Origin of the sequence: Photorhabdus namnaonensis (genome assembly GCF_001684335.1) — a bacterium.
GTDB classification, from domain to species: domain Bacteria; phylum Pseudomonadota; class Gammaproteobacteria; order Enterobacterales; family Enterobacteriaceae; genus Photorhabdus; species Photorhabdus namnaonensis.
In genome coordinates, this window is record NZ_LOIC01000088.1 from 290,854 (window position 1) to 308,357 (window position 17,504).

A 17,504-nucleotide genomic window follows, 5' to 3' on the forward strand; every position below is an offset into this window, starting at 1 on the left:
ATTTCGACTTGGAACCTAAAATTCCCTGACCAACAAGTTATCGATAAGGTATTAAAAGGTTCTGATGGTAAATGGAAATTAAAAGATATTCTTATTCATTTACATTATACCGCGCTAGATGGTGATAATCAGTTTGCTAAAGAAGTAATTGATAAATTAGCTGAAAAGGAAAATGGATCTGAGACATAATATCTAATGTATTAATCATCTTGGTTTGACAATAAAATCCTCTACTTTGTGGTAGAGGATTTTCAACTTATTTAACATTTAATATTTAATTTGGTCGATATATTGTGTTCCATCTAATTCCCCTTGATAATATGGATGAAATGATATCGTTCTGACATTAAAGATAAATTAATAATTCGTTATCGGGACTACTGGAATCTGCTGACTCTATTGTCTGCATCAGGCCGCAATAACAAACTAAAAGGAGATTATCATGCAGAATAACATTCTAGTCACAGGTGGTAAGGGGAAAACCGGAAGGTTGATTAGTGAGTTACTGACCCAAAACGGGATCGCGCATCGGATTGGTACCCGCACCCCTGAATCAGGCAGTGAAATTGCCTTTAACTGGATGCGTCCCGATCTGGCCGAAGCCGCATTTTCTGGCATCAGGTCACTATATATTGTGGCGCCAACGAACACTAGCGATCATGGTTCAGTAGTACCGCCATTGCTTGAGATAGCGCTAGAAAAAGGGGTTCGACGTTTTGTATTACTCAGTGCGTCGTCGCTGGCCTCTGGTGCTCCAATGATGGGAGAAATTCACGCCTGGCTGGAAGTTAATGCGCCGGAATGGACAGTATTACGTCCTACCTGGTTTATGCAGAACTTTTATGAGCAACGGCATTTGGTAACAATAAGCGAAGAGAACGCTATCTATTCTGCTACGGGCGATGGCAAAGTGGGGTTCATTGACGCCCTTGATATTGCTCGTGCTGCTGTTTCTGCATTAACATCAAATCGAACTATAAATAAAGATTTCATCCTTACAGGACCTAAAACACTTAGTTATGGAGATATCGCTGCCGCACTGAGTAAAACCTTAGGCCGCAAAATTAGTCACCGAAATCTAACGACCAGTGAATTGGCCAGCCGGCTACAACAAAATGGACTGGATGAAACCTACTCAAAAATACTTTCAGCAATGGATAATGACATCGCATCAGGTACTGAGGATCGCATTACAGATGGCATCAAAGTATTAACAGGAGTGAGTCCTTGTTCACTGGATATCTTTATTCAGAGGGAATGTCATCGCTGGAAAGTTTAATTACTCGGGATATACCTTGATCCCGGCAGCAAATGTGTTTTTGCACCAGTTCCAGCAGGGCAACATTAGAAAAGTTTTTTAAGAAATTATAATGTAAATACATTTTTAGTCTGGTTATCATCAATTTTAAAGCCATAATGTAATTGGCAATAATTTATTATATATCCAGGGCGACAATTTCTATTGTCTGAACCTATTTTTTATCTGAGTCATCACATTTACGTTGTTTGAATAAGTGACAAAATGATATTTATATCAATTTAATCAAGTAATTATAATAATTGCAAGGTTTAGCGTACCGTTTTCGTTCCATTGATCTTCAAATCTCACAAAATCTTAAATATGCACAATGCTTTACATATTCTTATTTATTCTTCTAAATTAAAGTGCATTGAATCATCAACGTGAGTTTTACTACAGGGTTAATCAATGAATACCATTTGTCAATTGATTGAAAAAAGAGCATCGGAAAATGCTGGTGAGTTAATTTTCAGGTTCCTTTCTGACGGCGAAAGAGAAGAAGAACAATTGAGCTGGAAGAGTCTGCACCGGGGACAAAAAAGTATTGCTTATTATTTACAGCAATACTGTCAACCTGGCGAGCGGGCAATAGTTATGTTGCCTTCCGGCCTACTCTTTGTTCAGACTATGGCCGCGTGTTTATACTCAAGTGTAGTTGCTGTACCAGTAAATAGCGCCCGACCTGAGGGAAGAGGTTGGGATACTATTCTGAAAATCATAATGGATAGTGATGCTCGATTCGTTATCACGACTTCAAAACAGAGCGAAAAAATAAAAGAAGCACTTGCGAAAGAAGACAGCTTTAATGAAGTCAGGGTGATATCTGCAAATGAATTGATAGAGGCTCAGGAAGATACGTCTTACCGCGGCGGATCAAATCTAGCATTCCTCCAATATACCTCGGGTTCAACCGGTGACCCTAAAGGCGTCATGGTCGGTTATGAAAATTTAATCAGTAATCTGGCGGCAATAAAGAATAGGTTTGTATGTTCAGAAGCGGGTTGCGGCGTCATTTGGCTTCCGCCCTACCATGATATGGGCTTATTAGGCGGTATACTCCAGCCTTTCTATAGCGGCGTTCCGGTTGTACTGATGCCGCCTACTTCAGTGATTCAGCAACCAGCACTATGGTTAAAGGCCATTTCAAAATATAAAGCGACTATTTCCGGCGGACCTAACTTTATATATGAGCAAAGTGTTGAAAGAATAAGTGACAAGGATTTGGAGTCTATTGATCTTTCAAGTTGGAAGAATGCATTTAGCGGAGCAGAGCCGGTCAGAGCGGATATTCTTCAACGTTTTGCTGAGCGATTTGGCCCTTACGGTTTTAATAAGGACGCTCTTTATCCCTGTTATGGGCTGGCTGAGGGTACCTTGTATGTTTCGGGTCCTGTAACTGATAACTCTGGAATGAAAGTAGAAAACTTTAATACGAAAGCGTTAAGCGAAGGAAACGCCATTAAAGCCAATAGCGTGAATGGTAACATCACATTGGTCAATCATGGCAAGCCATACGAAAATCAAGAGATTATTATCTGTAAAGCTGATACAGCAGATGTATTACCTGAAGGGAAAGTTGGAGAAATTTGGTTGAAGGGAGCTTCCGTAACTTACGGTTACTGGAATAACGAGAAGGCTACCGGCAGTGCGTTCAATCAATATACATCGGATAATAAAGGTCCTTATTTGCGAACAGGCGATCTGGGATTTTTATTTGATGGAGAGCTATACATTAGTGGCAGAATCAAAGATGTCATTATTATCAGAGGAAAAAATCATTATCCCCAGGATATAGAAAACACGTCACAGATATCTGACGCTGCGCTTATTTCAGGGGGATGTGTCGCTTTTGCAGATGAAAAAGGGATTATCATCATACAAGAAATAAAAAGAAGCGAAATTAAAAAAATCAATGTTAAAGAAATAATGAAGAAAATAAGAGTTAATATTACTAATAACCATGAAGTTTCTGTTAGTAAGATTATCCTTATCCGGCCTGGAGGAATACTCAAAACATCAAGCGGTAAAGTGCGTCGCAAAGCCATGCAGGAGTTGCTTCTCTCAGGCAAGTTAACTGCAATCGATGAATGGAGTGCTCAGTCTGCAAGTCGTGATCAGCAAAATAACCATCAGGATACGAATAGATCCTTCGTCATAAACTGGTTTGACAACTGGCTGATTCGAGAAACGGGAGAAGCGCTGCCTGATATGACAGCGGGCGAAATTCTTCTCGATAATCTCGGGATTGATTCACTCCAGAAAGCCACTTTACTTGCCGATTTTTCAGATTTGATCTCTTACCAATTACCTTCAGATATCTTTGAGAGCCATGAATATCTGGGGTCTTTTTTAAATGAATTGGAAGCCATTTACAATTTTATCAGCGGATACAATCAACTATCGCCTGAATTACGCACCCAGATTACAGGTCAGCTAGAAAATGAAGGCGATCATCAGGCATTTGAAGATATTGACGCTATACCTGAAGAATTCTTTGATCTTGTACATTTGAAAGGTGTAAAAGAAATTGAGGCTCGTCTTGAATCAATGCAAGGTGTCAGCCTCCCCTTCTTTACAACTCATGAAGGGGTGAATGGTTCTCATACAGTAATGAATGAGGAAAACTACCTCAATTTCTCTAACCATAATTATCTTGGGCTGGCTCAGCATCCTGACGTCCAATCAGCCTCTATAGAAGCAATCAACCAATATGGCACTAGTCCTTCAGCGGCAAGGATTGTAGCGGGTCAACGCCCTGTTCATGTTGATCTGGAAGCAGAGATAGCAAAGTTTACCGGTCATGAAGACGCCATTACTTTTGTGAGTAGTAATTTTTGCAATGTGACCGTTATTGGTCACTTAATGCAACGTGGCGATCTTATTCTGTACGATGAATATAGCCATGACAGCCTTCTCCAGGGCGGAAAATTATCTCAGGCGGACATGTTGCCGTTTGCGCATAATAATTGGCAAATGGCCGATGAAATTCTTAATAAGAAGAGGAAACATTACAGGAAAGTCATGCTCTTTATCGAAGGCGCTTATAGCATGGATGGCGATATTCCTGATTTGAAGAAATTTGTTGAAATAAAGAAAAAGTATAAAGCGCTGTTGATGGTAGATGAATGTCTTTCCATTGGGGTTGTGGGAAAAAGTGGACGGGGTGTTTGTGAGCATTGCGATGTCATGCCGTCTGAAATAGATATTTGTATGGGTGGAATTAGTAAAAGCTTCGCAAGCTGTGGTGGTTATATTGCCGGCAAGCGATCCTTTATCACTTATCTACGGTATACGACACCGGGCTTTGTTTACACCACCGGTATGCCGCCGGCTGTTGCCGCATCGGCTCTGACCGCCATTAAAGTGATACAAAAGGAAAAATACAGAGTTCATGAAGTGCAAGAATTATCAAAATATTTCATTAATAAAGCGAATGCACTTGGCCTGGATACAGGATTCAGTAAAGATACCCCTGTTATCCCTCTCATGATAGGCGACGAGAATAAATGTATCTATATTTATCAAAAGCTGAGGGAGAATTTAATTAATGTGCAACCTATCTTGTATCCAGCCGTACCTGAGAATAAAGCTCGTTTACGCCTTTTTATTAACTATGGACACACGGTTGAGGATATCAATAAAGTGCTCAATATCATAAAAGAGTATATTTAATTAACTTTCAATATAAGGGAAACCAATAATGAGCACGATGATGAAAGGAAGAGAGCATTATAAGAACGCATGCCTCTTTTTAGGGCATAATGCTTCAGTGGTCATATGGAATAATGCCGATGATATGTTTGCCATTGAAGATGAAAAAGAGAGTCGCTCAAAAGGTGGAGAATATGTTCCCATCCACACAATATTGAAATTAATGAAATATGACATTGATGAATTGAATATCATTAATTTTCTTGGCGAGGTTGATTATAACCATACTATAAAGGCTTTATGTGGCAACGATAGAGAAATATTTGAGCAATTTATAAAAAAAGTAAAGTTGTATGAATTGAAAATAAACCATCATGCTACTCATGCGATAAATGGTATCATTGAAGCTTGGGAACATTGTAAAGAAAACAATCTACCTAAAAAATATCATATATTGATTACTGATGGTACGGGAGATGATTATGAATCAACATCTCTCTATACTGTGACAATCGATAAAAACAAAGCATTGGCAGATTGTATAAAAACACTACAAAGGGTGAAAAGAATTTCCGCGGCAGATCTTTCATGCGGAATATTTTTTGCCCGTTTGGTATGCAATGCCGATACAGGTTTTTCGCCGTTGAAAGATGAATATAAGTCACTTGGTTACGAAACGGAAATAACAAGCCTGTTAAACAACGATGAACTTAATAAACTCAACCGGATTATAATAAAATTATCCGATGGCTTTTTGTCAAATAAGAAATATGGGCTGATGTCAGCCATTAGAAATGATATCAAATCTTTCCTACCCGGAGTTAATGATGAAAGAGTTAATGATGAAAATTTTTCTAAAAAGAAAGCGTATTACCACGAACGTCATAAAATCCAGCTTGAATGGAACGATTCTCGTAAGCCCGTTACCTTGTTGGGGATAAAAAAATCTCCGTCAGAAGTTCTTTTAGAAAAAAGTGTGCATCAGCATTTTTCACATGGTTTTTCTGTTAAATATATGCAGGAAATTGCCGTGAACCATGTGAGAATGCCGTCGTGGTTACAACGGCATTTAAACGGATTAAGTCAATATGAGATCCGTATTATTTCTTCCTATATTGCTAATAAATTTTTAGAAACCTACTTGGTAAAACTCATTGATAATGAAAAAGTTGAGAACCTTATTGTTGGCGGCGGCGTTCATTTCAATGTCAAACTCAATAATATTTTACTGAATAGCATACAGGGAGATATCTGTTGCTCTCCCCTTGCTGGCGATATTGTGCATGCACTGACAGGCGCTGTTATTCTTGATAATACGTTATCTAATAGAAGCGTAAATCTGTTATTACTAAAACGTGATTTATCTTTGCCATATAACGGTAAGTATGCAGAGAATGTTATTTATACAGACAATGAAGATGACTTTATTAAAAATACCGCTCATTATGTAAGCAAAGGATATATTGTCAATACAGTAAAAAACTGGGGGGAATTAGGCCCCAGAGCACTGATGTCAAATTCCACGCTATGTTTACCGACGGGTGAGCTTAAGCAAGAAATTAACCTTCTTAATGGTCGGGATGACCATATGCCAATGGCTCCCGTATTAAGATCAGAGAATTTACCGGTTCTTTTTAACATTAAAGAAGTAAACAGAGTGATAGGATCACTTCATGGCATGATTATTGCGCTAAGTTATAATGATAATATACCAGAAGAAAAATATGAGGGAGTGATGCATAAAATGCATGATGGTAGAACCACTGGCAGGCCGCTTGTTATTAAATCAGGCGTTGATGTTGAAGTATTACAGGAAGTCGAAAAGAAAACTGGCTATGCAGCATTAATCAACACCTCTTTCAACATTCATGGTTATTCTACAGTTCAGCGGATGCAACATGCGTATCACGACTTCGACTATCAGTGCAGGAAAGCTGAAAAGGCGGGTATTCGTAAGCCTTTCCTTATTATCGGAAACTTTTGATAAAATATAAAAGGAGTACACAAGAGTGAACTATAAAGAGATTAAGGAAGTAAAAGGTTTGCCTGTACTTGGTTCAATACTGGATTATAAATCGGATGCGTTATCGCTATTTCTTAACGCAGCAAGAGAGAATGGTGATATTTGTACGATAAAAATGGGCCCGGAGCGTATAATTTTCGTTAACAATCCAGACTGGGTAGCAGAAATATTAGCGAAAAGAATGGATTTTTTTGTTAAAAGCCCCAGTTATCGTGAGTTAGAGTTATTGCTTGGTCAGGGTATGGTCACCACAGAGGGTGAGGTATGGAAAAAACAACGCGATAATGCCAGGCATGCTTTCACTATATCCAGTTTAAACACATTGATCGCCCCGATAAAAGATATCGTCACGGATTTTTCTCATAATACTGTTTTGGATGGGCATCAACGCGACATATTCAAAGATATGCTTGATCTTTCCATGAACATTGCTTTGAAAACCCTCTTTGGACAGAGTAGTAGTGATATCAGCAGATACAGCGTTTCAATAGCGCTTGAGAATGCTTCTGATTATGTTATTAAACGTCTTGAGGCGATGATTAAATTACCTCCTCACATCCCTACGTTTTCTGCGTTGAAATTCAGGAAGGAAAAATCTGTACTTGACAGACAAATAATTGAAATAATTAAGAACCATGACAGTCATGGCGGAAAAGACTGTCTATTGAACATGATTTTGGAAAATGAAACCGATCATGATGAGATAAAAGATCAATTACTTACCTTTTTTTTAACGTCTTACGAAACAATTGCATCCGCAGCCACCTGGACATTTTATTTCATTTCCCGCTATAAACGTTGGCATAAAATTATTAAAGATGAATATACGCAAGCTGTATTGGAAAAGACCGCTGACATTTTCGAATTGAAATATACCAATGCGGTTATCAATGAAAGCATGCGTCTTCTCCCTCCGGTATGGTCTTTTTCCCGGACAGCTAAAGAAGATATCACTATAGGCGAATATAAGATAACCGCCGGGAAAATGGTGGTTGTTTCCCCTTATTGTTTGCAGAGACATCCAGGCTATTGGGAAAAAGCTGACGACTTCATTCCTACGCGCTGGTTGGGAGAATTATACAGCCATAAGCTTAACCGCACTTTTATTCCTTTTGGCGCAGGCCCCCGGATATGTCTGGGTATGAATTATGCTCGCATGGTTTTACCGATTATTATCGGTGAATTTTGTAAGAGAGGATTTTTCGAAACGAGTTATCAGGGATATCCAGAATTAAAAGCAGGTATTACTATCAGACCTGTGAAGGGAGTTAATGGTATTTGGAAATGTCTGGCTGATGATAAGGTGACATAAAATGAATTTGGCAGGAAAAAATATTTGGGTAATTGGTGCGTCTATGGGGATTGGCCATGCTTTAGTTAAGGAGCTTAGCTTTTATACAACAAACCTAGTCATTTCTAGCCGGAAAAAAGATTTGCTGGAAAAATTGGCTACGGAAATTAATCTTCCGAAAGAAAACGTTATCCCTTTCGACATTACAAATCATGATGAAGCGAAAGAAATGGTACATAAAGTACTTCAACGGATGGGGAGTATTGACTGTATCATTTTTACTGCTGGCGTCAGTCAGCGTTCTTTAGTCGCAGACACACAATTCTTTGTCTATGACAAATTGATTAATTTAAATTTTTTATCCATTGTCAACATAGCATTAACTGTACTCCCTTCGATGATTGAGAAAAAGAGCGGGCATTTTGTTGTTCTCTCCAGTGTGGCTGGTAAATTTGGCACACCGGGTCGTTCAGGCTATTCAGCATCGAAGCAGGCATTGCATGGTTTTTTTGAGTCTCTACGTGCTGAACATACGAAAGACAATATCAATGTTACATTTGTTTGCCCCGGTTTTATTAATACTGATATTACTATGAGATCTCTCACTGGAAATGGGGAGCCTTATCAACGCATTGATAGTGAACTGGAACACGGCATGCCTGTCGATTTATGCGCCAAAAAAATTGTTAAGGCAATCGTTAGCGAGAAAAGAGAGATATACCCCGGAGGTAATAAAGAAGTCATTGGTGTATACCTTAATCGATTTCTTCCACGATTATTACAGTATATTATTGCATTAAAAGGAAAATAATATAGGTAATAGCCCCTTCGTTAACGGTGACCTTACAATCGGTCACCGAACTTTTCTATATATACCCGTTACCTTTCAAGTTGCCTCTTTGTCAGATTGGAACAAGGAACAACTCACTTTAGCTGTTTGGATAACTTATTTCTATAAGAATGCAAGAATGAAAATGCCGATCTTGAATATCGGCATTTTGCGGTGAAAGAGAAGATTAATTTAATGCTTTAACGCTTCAATTTTATCCCGGCTCAGTCCGGTACTGGTGATAATAATATCCAGACTGACACCATGTCGTAATAATGCGCGAGCCGTTTCCAGCTTACCTTCTTCTCTACCTTCTTCCCTACCTTCTTCTTTACCTTCAACTCGGCCTAGTTCAATACCTCGCTCAAGCCCTTTTTGTTCAAGCTGTTCTGCAATAGTCATCAACATCGTTTCATGCTCCGAAGATTGTTCAATCAGTTGATGGACAAATTGGGAGAGATCCGGCGTATGTCCATTCAGTAAAATATAGCGTAACACCACATTGCGCTGCTCGGCTGTATTATACCCTGCGTTTAAGAGTTCCACCAATGGTGGGACCCATTCCAGCATATCCCGACAGCGAATGTGTTTTTGCACCAGCTCCAGCAGGGCAACGCTTTTATGTGTCAGGATTTCGTCGTCGCTGAGCACACTGACATCCACCAACGGAAACGCCTGGTGGTATAAGCGAGCCGCTTGTTCAGGGAGCGTAAAACAATCCAGCCACCGGTTTGAGTAAGGATATGGCCGGACCTCGCCATGATAAAACAGCAGCGGCGCCACCAGAGGGAGCTCCGTATGGCCTTTTTTCAGGTGGGCCGCCATGGCTAACATGGCATAATACATCAGCCGCCAGGCCATCAGCTGGTCAGGGGTGGATTGATGCTCAATCAGACAATAGATATAGCCCTGTCCCCGGGTCGTTTCAACCGAGTAGAGCACATCACTGTGCAGTTGACGTAAATGCCGGTCCACAAAACTGCCGGGCTCCAGTTTCAATGTGGCTAAATCACACAGCGACTGGATCTCTTTGGGCAGATAAAGGGATAGAAACTCCCTGGCCGTTTCAGGCCGCGTTAAAAAATGTTTGAATAGCGCGTCATGGTGAGGCCGTTGTTTCTCTTTTTTTGCCACAATCCGCTTCTCTGTCTTATTAGTGAGTCATTGCCAAGATTATAATATCTCTGGAAGATCCGCAACCAATGTACAATGTATTGAATGACTCACGATAAAAGCCTCTATTTCATCATAGAGGCTTTTCTAATTTAGTAAATAAAGTTAATTGTTTTTTAACTGATGGTGATTATTTGCATACCAGGAAATATAATCATTACTGGATATTGGTGTCTCAATTCCAGCTTTATCTACGCCAAAACTGGCAATATAATCATTTATTCTATCTGCATGTTTACGTATATACTCAATACGTCTCTCGTCTATTTTTAGTGATTCCTGTAAACTGATCACTTCACATCTCAGGAGGTTGCTCATGGTACGATGAATCCAGTCGAGAAGATAACCTTCGATGATCATATAAAAATCATCATCATTGTGGTATGTATCAATAGTTGTCGTCACTACGGATAAAACCGCATATGTTTGGCTTAGTTCTAAAAAATCCCTACTATGTTTATTAAGTATATCTAAGTTTATTTTTTTCTTGTTACTCACTATTAATTCATTTAGTTTTTTATGTAAAAAATTCATATAATCATACAAAATTGAAAATAGGTTATGCTGGAAAGATGTTTTGTTTATTTCTTTCATTTTATTGAGAGTGATCATTCCTCCGGCTTTTAATGATAATACAAGATTATCACCTTCCGAAGTAATCGCACCAAAATTAGATATTAAATAGTTGGGGATCTTATTAAGCGTAAATAAGCCCTGTGCACCGCAGCGTTCACGACAATTAATTAATATTTCTTGCGTGCGCCATGTACATAGGGATTTAGTAGTAATGATTTCAATAAGTAATTCATCTGAAAATTTAAAGTTTTTAACTGATTCTGATAATATAATTGAAACTTTTCTTGTTAATTCTCTTAAATATAACGCATGAGTGATTGTATTCAAAGTATCCCAGGCAATACCTTCTTTGAAATGAGAATAATTAATTATTGGCATAGTGCCTGAATAACCGAATGTTTGTCGTTTATTTCCATATGTGCTAGTTATATGAAGAGCTGATTTGGCACCTGTAACTGAGATCATTGCCATGCATAGCTTCCCTGAATGTATTCTATTAGTAATTAACGAGAACCTTTCTCTTAATTCTTTTGTATGCAATGATATTTTACCATCGCTAGTCAGTGTTATCATATTGCCAGCAAGGAGTCCTTCAAAAGGAATTTCCACATTATCAAATGAGGTGATTGCGTTGTCTAAATAAAACCCTGGCTTATCACCAAGTGGAGTAATTTTAACGCCAGGAGTTAATTTTCCATTTACGGACAGGGGGAGAATAAATGGGAAAATACCGTATCTTTTTCCTGATGCATTTAACTGAGCTAGAATTACAGCCACTTTAGGTAGTTCACAGGGTGTGGTATTAGGCATAAATTTATATGCATTGGGGCCAGGTGAATTCAATATAAATACACCTTTTTCTGGGAGATAATTAGCTTGTGTTTCGATTGCGACTAGATCATTCCCGTGAGCTAACTCAGTCGCCAGATATACTCCAATGGCACGACCAGAGCAAAGTTTTTGGTAAAGATCTTCCACATATGGGGTTCGCGCTCCTAAGTTAGCTATAGTCCCTATGGCTAAATTAAAATGAATTGATAGCATAGAAACTACAGTGCAATCATGTGGGGCTACAAGTTCATGAAGGGCAACTAATTCATTAAATGATGTCGTATGAATATTATTATTTTGAATATATTTAAGCAGTTCTATGAATTTTTTTACTGACGAATGGTAATTATCACAAGTGCTTTTAAGTACTGCCAAAAGGTTATCAGATACTACCGAATTTCCTATTCCTAAATAAGGTCTTAATTTTGATTCCGAATTGCACAATAATTTATTCATATAGATGAAGCCTTTACTATAATAACGATATGTATATTAGCTATCTAATAGTGTCATGGGATACACCAGAAATATATACCTCTAATTTAAAAAAATTTATTATATAAAAGTGATCTGTTAAAAATTTTCCTTATTATAGCCCAGTAAAAAAAGATGTATTGAAACATGTTTATCAAGTAAATAATTTATCGTCGTTATCTTTTTCAAATAGGAGATTAATCATTTTATCTTCATAATTAAAATTATCTGAATATGAATAGTCTGCTATGAGATTAGATTTTTGTTGTTTAAATATAACCAGTTAATGAATTGGTTATGAATCTTAGTGTTTGATGATTATAGTACCAGATAGTGGTAATTAACTTGTTAAAGAGATAACTGATAAATTAGCAGAGAAAGAAAATTAGTCTGCAACATAATACTTAATTTAACGATGAAAACTTTTACTTTTTAGTAGAGATTCTTTTATTATTTTAAACAATATTGATGTTATCTTATAGATAAAAATCACTATGTTGTTTTTATCAATCACTTATTTAAGTGGAAAAACTTCTTGCATTATTTATCAGGAGATTCACCTATTATATTAATGTAAATTTGATGCAAAGATTATTTGCATAATTTACACTGCAAAACGTCAGACTTTCTCTATATTATTAATCAGGAGTAAATTATGAAAAAATTGATATCTATGTTATTTATTTTAATTGGTATGATTAGCGCCCCTGCATTCTCAGCGGAAACCAATAGTGGCATTGTTAAAGTCGCAGAAATTAAAGCTGATTGGGATAATCCTGCACATTATTTTTATACATTTAGTGGAATTTTAGCTAGTAATTGTGGAAAACCAGGTTATATTTGGTCAGGATCAAGTGCTGAAAACGTTAATAGACTATTAAGCCAGGCTTATGCAAGAGGTTTAAATATTAGAGTGGGTATAGAAAATGTAAGTTGTAATATAACTACGGTTTACGTTATTAAGCAATAGTAATTATTTCTTATGCTGTTAATCAATGGGATAAAGAGATAGATAAACATTAATTTACCTAACTTTATAATAAAATCCTCTACGATAAAGTAGAGGATTTTTTAGATTAATTCAAATAACACAACACGTTCTTTGTGAAATTATCTCAGAGTAACATCTATTTATTCACAATATATTTCAGTGACAAAACTTGGTGCATTCTCAATGGTATCGTGAACTGGGCAGGTTTTATTAATAAAGTCGACAAAGGCATGAATTTCTTCTTCACTATTATCAGCTTTAATATGAAATTTTGTCACTATTTTAGAGAAACCTAATTTCGCTTGTTTATTTCTACCAGTGAAACCATCAGTATCAAGTTCACCTTCCAGATCAACGTGAATATCAATTAAATTAATTTTATGCAGTTTAGCAAAAGCTTTTGCTACGATACATTTACAAGCACCGAGAGAACAGAGTAAAGCTTCAACTGGATTCATCCCCTGATCAGTGCCACCTAAATTACGTGGTTCATCCAAATAAAAGGAGAAATCTCTTGATGTACATTCAACTTTCAATCCAGCTACAGATTTTACTGAGGCAGTAAATAATTCTTTCGCCATGATCCAACTCCTTAAAATTAATATTAGTTTTTCACAAGGGCAAACAGAGTTTTGCTAATCAGGATAAAACTCAGGGGACAGTATCTGGGACATACCCCAAATGCATACATCGGGAAATACGTCTAATCCGGTTTCGTTCATTGCTGAGGCAACGGCTTTAGACCAGACAACATCAACCCAGTCTGAACCATCTAACTTTGTCTTTAAACTAGGTGATTCTTTTAAACCATAAAGAATCTCTTTTCTTTGCGCTTTAATTGCTTTTCCCCAACTTGTTCCTCTATGGCTTGGTTGGTATTTCCATTTTAATAAGTGAGCAATTAATACCGCCATGCAGTCAGCCAACTCACGCTGTTCACTCTTGCCTACGTCTTCGATCTCCTCAGCAATATTGGCTATATCAATCTCAGAGAATTTACCGTCACGTAATAACGCTGCCTGCTCATTTGCCCAAGCGACCACATCAGTTTCGTAACGGGTATGATTCATAATTGCCTCCGCTAATAGGTCTATTATGCTAGCAGTCTGTCAGAGAATACGCTTTAGGTCAAAAAAGAACTTATCTTCGATAACTCAGTATTCAGCCTACTGCCGGCAACATTCCACTTACGATGCCAATTTGGATTGCTATTACTGCAACACCGCAGGCAAATACCAGCAATAGTACGGGTTTACCACCAGGCACCCGATATCGACGTTCATTTTGCTGACGGGATTTATATGCCAGGAGGCTAGGTAATAATAACGCTAAAATTGACAACGCGACCGCGGCATATCCCAACGCCATTACAAAACCTTTTGGGTAAAATAGCGCGAAAATCAATGGTGGAACGAAAGTTAGCAAACCAGTTTGCATACGTCCGGTTACATTATCTTTGCGTTTAAATAGATCACCTAAAAAATCAAACAGGCCAAGTGCGACACCGAGGAATGAGGTTGCGAGCGCTAGATTAGCAAACATTTGTACTGCAAGTTCAGTTTTCGGTGAAGCGACAACTTCACGAATGCTGTGTAATAAGCCATTCAACCCGGCATTTTCAGCTAAGATATCGACAAACGTGTTGGAATTGATACTTCCTAATGTCGCCAATTGCCAGAAAATATAAGTAATTAACGGAATTGCGCTGCCAATGATAAACACCCAACGGAGCCGACGTACATCGCCGTTCATATATTTCACAATACTGGGAACACTGCCGTGAAAACCAAACGATGTGAATATCACCGGAATTGAAGATAATATTAATCCTTGCCCTAATGGCATCGTCAGTAGGTTAATATGCTGAACATGCGGCATCATCATCCCCAACATTAATATCAGGAAAATAATTTTTGCACTGAAAATAACGCGGTTAACCATATCTACTGAACTGGTGCCAATGCAAACGATTCCTCCGGCAATTACCGTAAATAGAATAACGCCCACGGAAGCAGGAAGGGACAAATTAAGCCATTTATTGAGGCTGACTGTCAGTAACTCCCCAGCACCGCTAATATAGGCTGATGTTAACGCATACATCAGAAACATCATGCTGAAACCCGTTAATATTTTGCCGCCGTTGCCAAGATAACGTTGAGCAAGTGTCCCTAATCCTGTATCAGGAGACTCATATTGATAAGCTTCAACCAGCAATAATGCGGTGTAACTCATCAAAACCCACAAGCCAATCAACATGATCAAACTTACACCAAATCCTACACCGGCGGTGGCTAATGGCATAGCTAACATACCTGCACCGATAGTTGTTCCGGCGATAATAAAAGTACTACCAAAAGTACGGTTTTTCACGTTTTTTTCCCTTCGAATCAACAACAAATATTTAATAATAGAAAATCAGGCCACTTTCTTTTTTTCTTCTTCATCAACAATCTGAGTCAGTTTGTGAATAAAAATTTTCTGGAGCCTTTCCCAATACTCGTCAAAATCGTCAGCATTACGTAAACAATGAGTCATCACAGCAGCACGTAGGACATATAAACTGTGGACTTTCTGCCATTCTTCTTGGTCAAAACCGCAACTTTCAACGTAATGCCAAGGCGTATCACCATACTCCCGATAACCAAGAGAGGTGGAAGAAGTTAAAAAATCATTGGTATAACTACGTCCGGAAGTATATGAACAAAGCTCATACATCCGTTTATTAAGACGGTTGTGGTGACTTAAATCATTATTTCCTTGCTCTTTAAAAGTAAAATTGACCATATGGAAATCAGGATTTGGCATGGTATGAATTGCAAACCGGCGTTTGCCAACAACCAATGGTTCTGTGGTTAAAAGTTTCTTAATCATCCAATTGGCCGTCACAATACCGGCAGCAATCACTTTTCCGTAGCCACTGATATTCAATGGAACTAATCGATGCGCGGCCCAAATCGCGGCGGCGATAGCTCCGGCTTTAGATCCCTCCATAATAGAGGCGCCGATTACAACATGCCGGTCAACGGCTTGCTCTGGTTGAGTATCAACATCTTCAAAAACATAAGCCGCACGGTAGGAAATTAAGTCAACAATACGCTTATCTTTCATACATACCGCACCGGCGGCATATTGAATAAATCCAACTTTGTGGGGATCTACGGTGATTGAATCAGCCTGACACATGGCCCGGAAGCTTTGGTAAATTTCAGGTTTAGGCCAAATAATATCTTCGGGAATAATCGCCAATTCATGATAACGACGGATAAGTTCGTCATATTCCATAAACTCTCCCTGTTCGTTAAGGAACATTGCGCTGGCATAACCTGCATAAGCGGCATCAATATGCACATAAAATGAGACGCCATAACGCTCTTCACACTCTTTACGCAACGCAATAACTTCATCAACTCGGTCAATGGCTCCCACTTCCGTAGTTCCAACTACAGTTACCATAGCCAGAATAGGCTCCCCCTGCTCTATCAGACCGAATGTAATTTCACGCATTTTTTTAACATCGGTACGATAATTCGCATCGACCGGCAATGGCACGATATGCTGTTGACCGATTCCCAGAACATCCATTGCTTTCATCCATGAATAATGTTTCGACTGTGGAACCAGGACTTTGCCAAACATCCCCTGCTTTATCCCGGAGCCACGGCAGGAAAGCTCACGAACTTCTTCGAAAATGCCCCGTTTTTTTAATTCATCCGTCAAATCCAGAATATCTGATGGCGGCATATTCAACAGTTGTTGTTCTGATTTATTTGCGACTAGATCGCTGGATTGTGGATGTTGTGCAATGGCAAGAGGCATGGTTTTTAAATTACGCGCAACCCATAGCCCTTCATAATTGGCGACGGTTCCTCCTGATGTAATATGTCCCCAGGCTCGGCGAGGGTCATAACCAAACATCCGGCATAGATCCAGCCCCGCTTCAATTTCTAGCTCCGTTGTTGTCGGTGATGACTCGTGGGCGCAATTGTTCGGGTTGTACATCATCGCCATGACATAAGCGAGATTGGAAACCATCAGGGTATCGGCGTTCATATGCCCCATATAGCGAGGAGAAAACCAGGGAATAGAGGTGTTTTTCAGTTTGGCGGATAGTTGGTTCAGAATACCCTCTGTTCGATAAAGCGTTTCTCTATAATCAGGTGCATAACGATCAACCGAGGTGACTAAGGCGGGATCTTCCGGGTGAAAATCAGAACGCCAGTGCATGTGCTCACTTACGGCATATTCCATCATTTCTCTAAAAAAAACCGTATTTTCTGATTTAGGGCCTAAAAACAACGCATCAATGTTTAAGTGCGAAGTAAACTGCTTGGTCATAATTATATTACCCTTTCAACTAACAAAAAC

13 protein-coding genes are annotated in these 17,504 nt (G+C 38.6%); 7 read left to right on the forward strand and 6 right to left on the reverse strand.

Features of this window, described 5'->3' with window-relative positions; all coding sequences use genetic code 11:
* The 6 genes from Phpb_RS26400 to Phpb_RS20295 all read left to right on the forward strand — a co-directional run.
* On the forward strand, positions 1–189 hold a 189-nt coding region (locus Phpb_RS26400), incomplete at its 5' end, for a hypothetical protein (RefSeq protein ID WP_205634815.1).
* Positions 190–442: 253 nt separating this feature from the next.
* Positions 443–1,279 carry an NAD(P)H-binding protein gene (locus tag Phpb_RS20275; RefSeq protein WP_065391930.1) on the forward strand — a complete coding sequence of 279 codons (837 nt, stop codon included), beginning with the start codon at positions 443–445 and terminating at the stop codon, positions 1,277–1,279.
* Positions 1,280–1,708: 429 nt separating this feature from the next.
* Positions 1,709–4,972, forward strand: a complete 3,264-nt coding sequence (locus Phpb_RS20280; protein ID WP_065391931.1) for an aminotransferase class I/II-fold pyridoxal phosphate-dependent enzyme — start codon at positions 1,709–1,711, stop codon at positions 4,970–4,972.
* A 28-nt stretch (positions 4,973–5,000) separates the two neighbouring features.
* Positions 5,001–6,935 (forward strand): carbamoyltransferase C-terminal domain-containing protein, encoded by a 1,935-nt coding sequence (locus tag Phpb_RS20285; protein WP_065391932.1) that lies wholly within the window; start codon positions 5,001–5,003, stop codon positions 6,933–6,935.
* A 25-nt stretch (positions 6,936–6,960) separates the two neighbouring features.
* Positions 6,961–8,286, forward strand: a complete 1,326-nt coding sequence (locus Phpb_RS20290; RefSeq protein ID WP_065391933.1) for a cytochrome P450 — start codon at positions 6,961–6,963, stop codon at positions 8,284–8,286.
* Between the two features lies 1 nt (position 8,287).
* Positions 8,288–9,076: an SDR family NAD(P)-dependent oxidoreductase gene (locus Phpb_RS20295; protein ID WP_065391934.1), complete on the forward strand. Its 789-nt coding sequence runs from the start codon at positions 8,288–8,290 to the stop codon at positions 9,074–9,076.
* Between the two features lie 210 nt (positions 9,077–9,286).
* Here Phpb_RS20295 and Phpb_RS20300 read toward each other — a convergent pair whose 3' ends face one another.
* Together Phpb_RS20300 and Phpb_RS20305 are read right to left on the reverse strand one after the other, a co-directional pair.
* The gene (locus Phpb_RS20300; protein WP_065391935.1) at positions 9,287–10,228 is read right to left on the reverse strand and encodes an Rpn family recombination-promoting nuclease/putative transposase; all 942 of its coding nucleotides are present in this window, start codon (positions 10,226–10,228) and stop codon (positions 9,287–9,289) included.
* A gap of 144 nt (positions 10,229–10,372) precedes the next feature.
* Positions 10,373–12,130: an acyl-CoA dehydrogenase family protein gene (locus Phpb_RS20305; RefSeq protein ID WP_065391936.1), complete on the reverse strand. Its 1,758-nt coding sequence runs from the start codon at positions 12,128–12,130 to the stop codon at positions 10,373–10,375.
* Positions 12,131–12,803: 673 nt separating this feature from the next.
* On the opposite strand from Phpb_RS20305, the gene Phpb_RS20310 reads away from it, so the two are divergent.
* Positions 12,804–13,118 (forward strand): hypothetical protein, encoded by a 315-nt coding sequence (locus Phpb_RS20310; protein WP_065391937.1) that lies wholly within the window; start codon positions 12,804–12,806, stop codon positions 13,116–13,118.
* A 161-nt stretch (positions 13,119–13,279) separates the two neighbouring features.
* Here the strand turns inward: Phpb_RS20310 and Phpb_RS20315 are convergent, their stop codons facing one another.
* From Phpb_RS20315 to Phpb_RS20330, 4 genes are all read right to left on the reverse strand, one after another.
* Complete coding sequence (locus Phpb_RS20315; RefSeq protein ID WP_065391938.1) at positions 13,280–13,720, reverse strand: OsmC family protein; 441 nt, start codon at positions 13,718–13,720, stop codon at positions 13,280–13,282.
* 54 nt (positions 13,721–13,774) lie between these two features.
* Complete coding sequence (locus tag Phpb_RS20320) at positions 13,775–14,209, reverse strand: DUF29 domain-containing protein (protein ID WP_065391939.1); 435 nt, start codon at positions 14,207–14,209, stop codon at positions 13,775–13,777.
* Positions 14,210–14,300: 91 nt separating this feature from the next.
* Entirely contained in the window at positions 14,301–15,509 is a 1,209-nt protein-coding gene (gene tyrP / locus Phpb_RS20325) for a tyrosine transporter TyrP (RefSeq protein ID WP_065391940.1), read from the reverse strand.
* A 45-nt stretch (positions 15,510–15,554) separates the two neighbouring features.
* Positions 15,555–17,474, reverse strand: coding sequence for a pyridoxal phosphate-dependent decarboxylase family protein (locus Phpb_RS20330; protein WP_065391941.1), 1,920 nt, complete (start codon positions 17,472–17,474; stop codon positions 15,555–15,557).
* Positions 17,475–17,504 lie beyond the last annotated feature (30 nt).

Bases quoted from the DNA above. Each gene is read 5' to 3' on its own strand.
- Phpb_RS20275 (WP_065391930.1), top strand. From the start codon at position 443: ATGCAGAATAACATTCTAGTCACAGGTGGTAAGGGGAAAACCGGAAGG.
- Phpb_RS20280 (WP_065391931.1), top strand. From the start codon at position 1,709: ATGAATACCATTTGTCAATTGATTGAAAAAAGAGCATCGGAAAATGCT.
- Phpb_RS20285 (WP_065391932.1), top strand. From the start codon at position 5,001: ATGAGCACGATGATGAAAGGAAGAGAGCATTATAAGAACGCATGCCTC.
- Phpb_RS20295 (WP_065391934.1), top strand. From the start codon at position 8,288: ATGAATTTGGCAGGAAAAAATATTTGGGTAATTGGTGCGTCTATGGGG.
- Phpb_RS20305 (WP_065391936.1), bottom strand. From the start codon at position 12,130: ATGAATAAATTATTGTGCAATTCGGAATCAAAATTAAGACCTTATTTA.
- Phpb_RS20310 (WP_065391937.1), top strand. From the start codon at position 12,804: ATGAAAAAATTGATATCTATGTTATTTATTTTAATTGGTATGATTAGC.
- Phpb_RS20315 (WP_065391938.1), bottom strand. From the start codon at position 13,720: ATGGCGAAAGAATTATTTACTGCCTCAGTAAAATCTGTAGCTGGATTG.
- Phpb_RS20320 (WP_065391939.1), bottom strand. From the start codon at position 14,209: ATGAATCATACCCGTTACGAAACTGATGTGGTCGCTTGGGCAAATGAG.
- Phpb_RS20330 (WP_065391941.1), bottom strand. From the start codon at position 17,474: ATGACCAAGCAGTTTACTTCGCACTTAAACATTGATGCGTTGTTTTTA.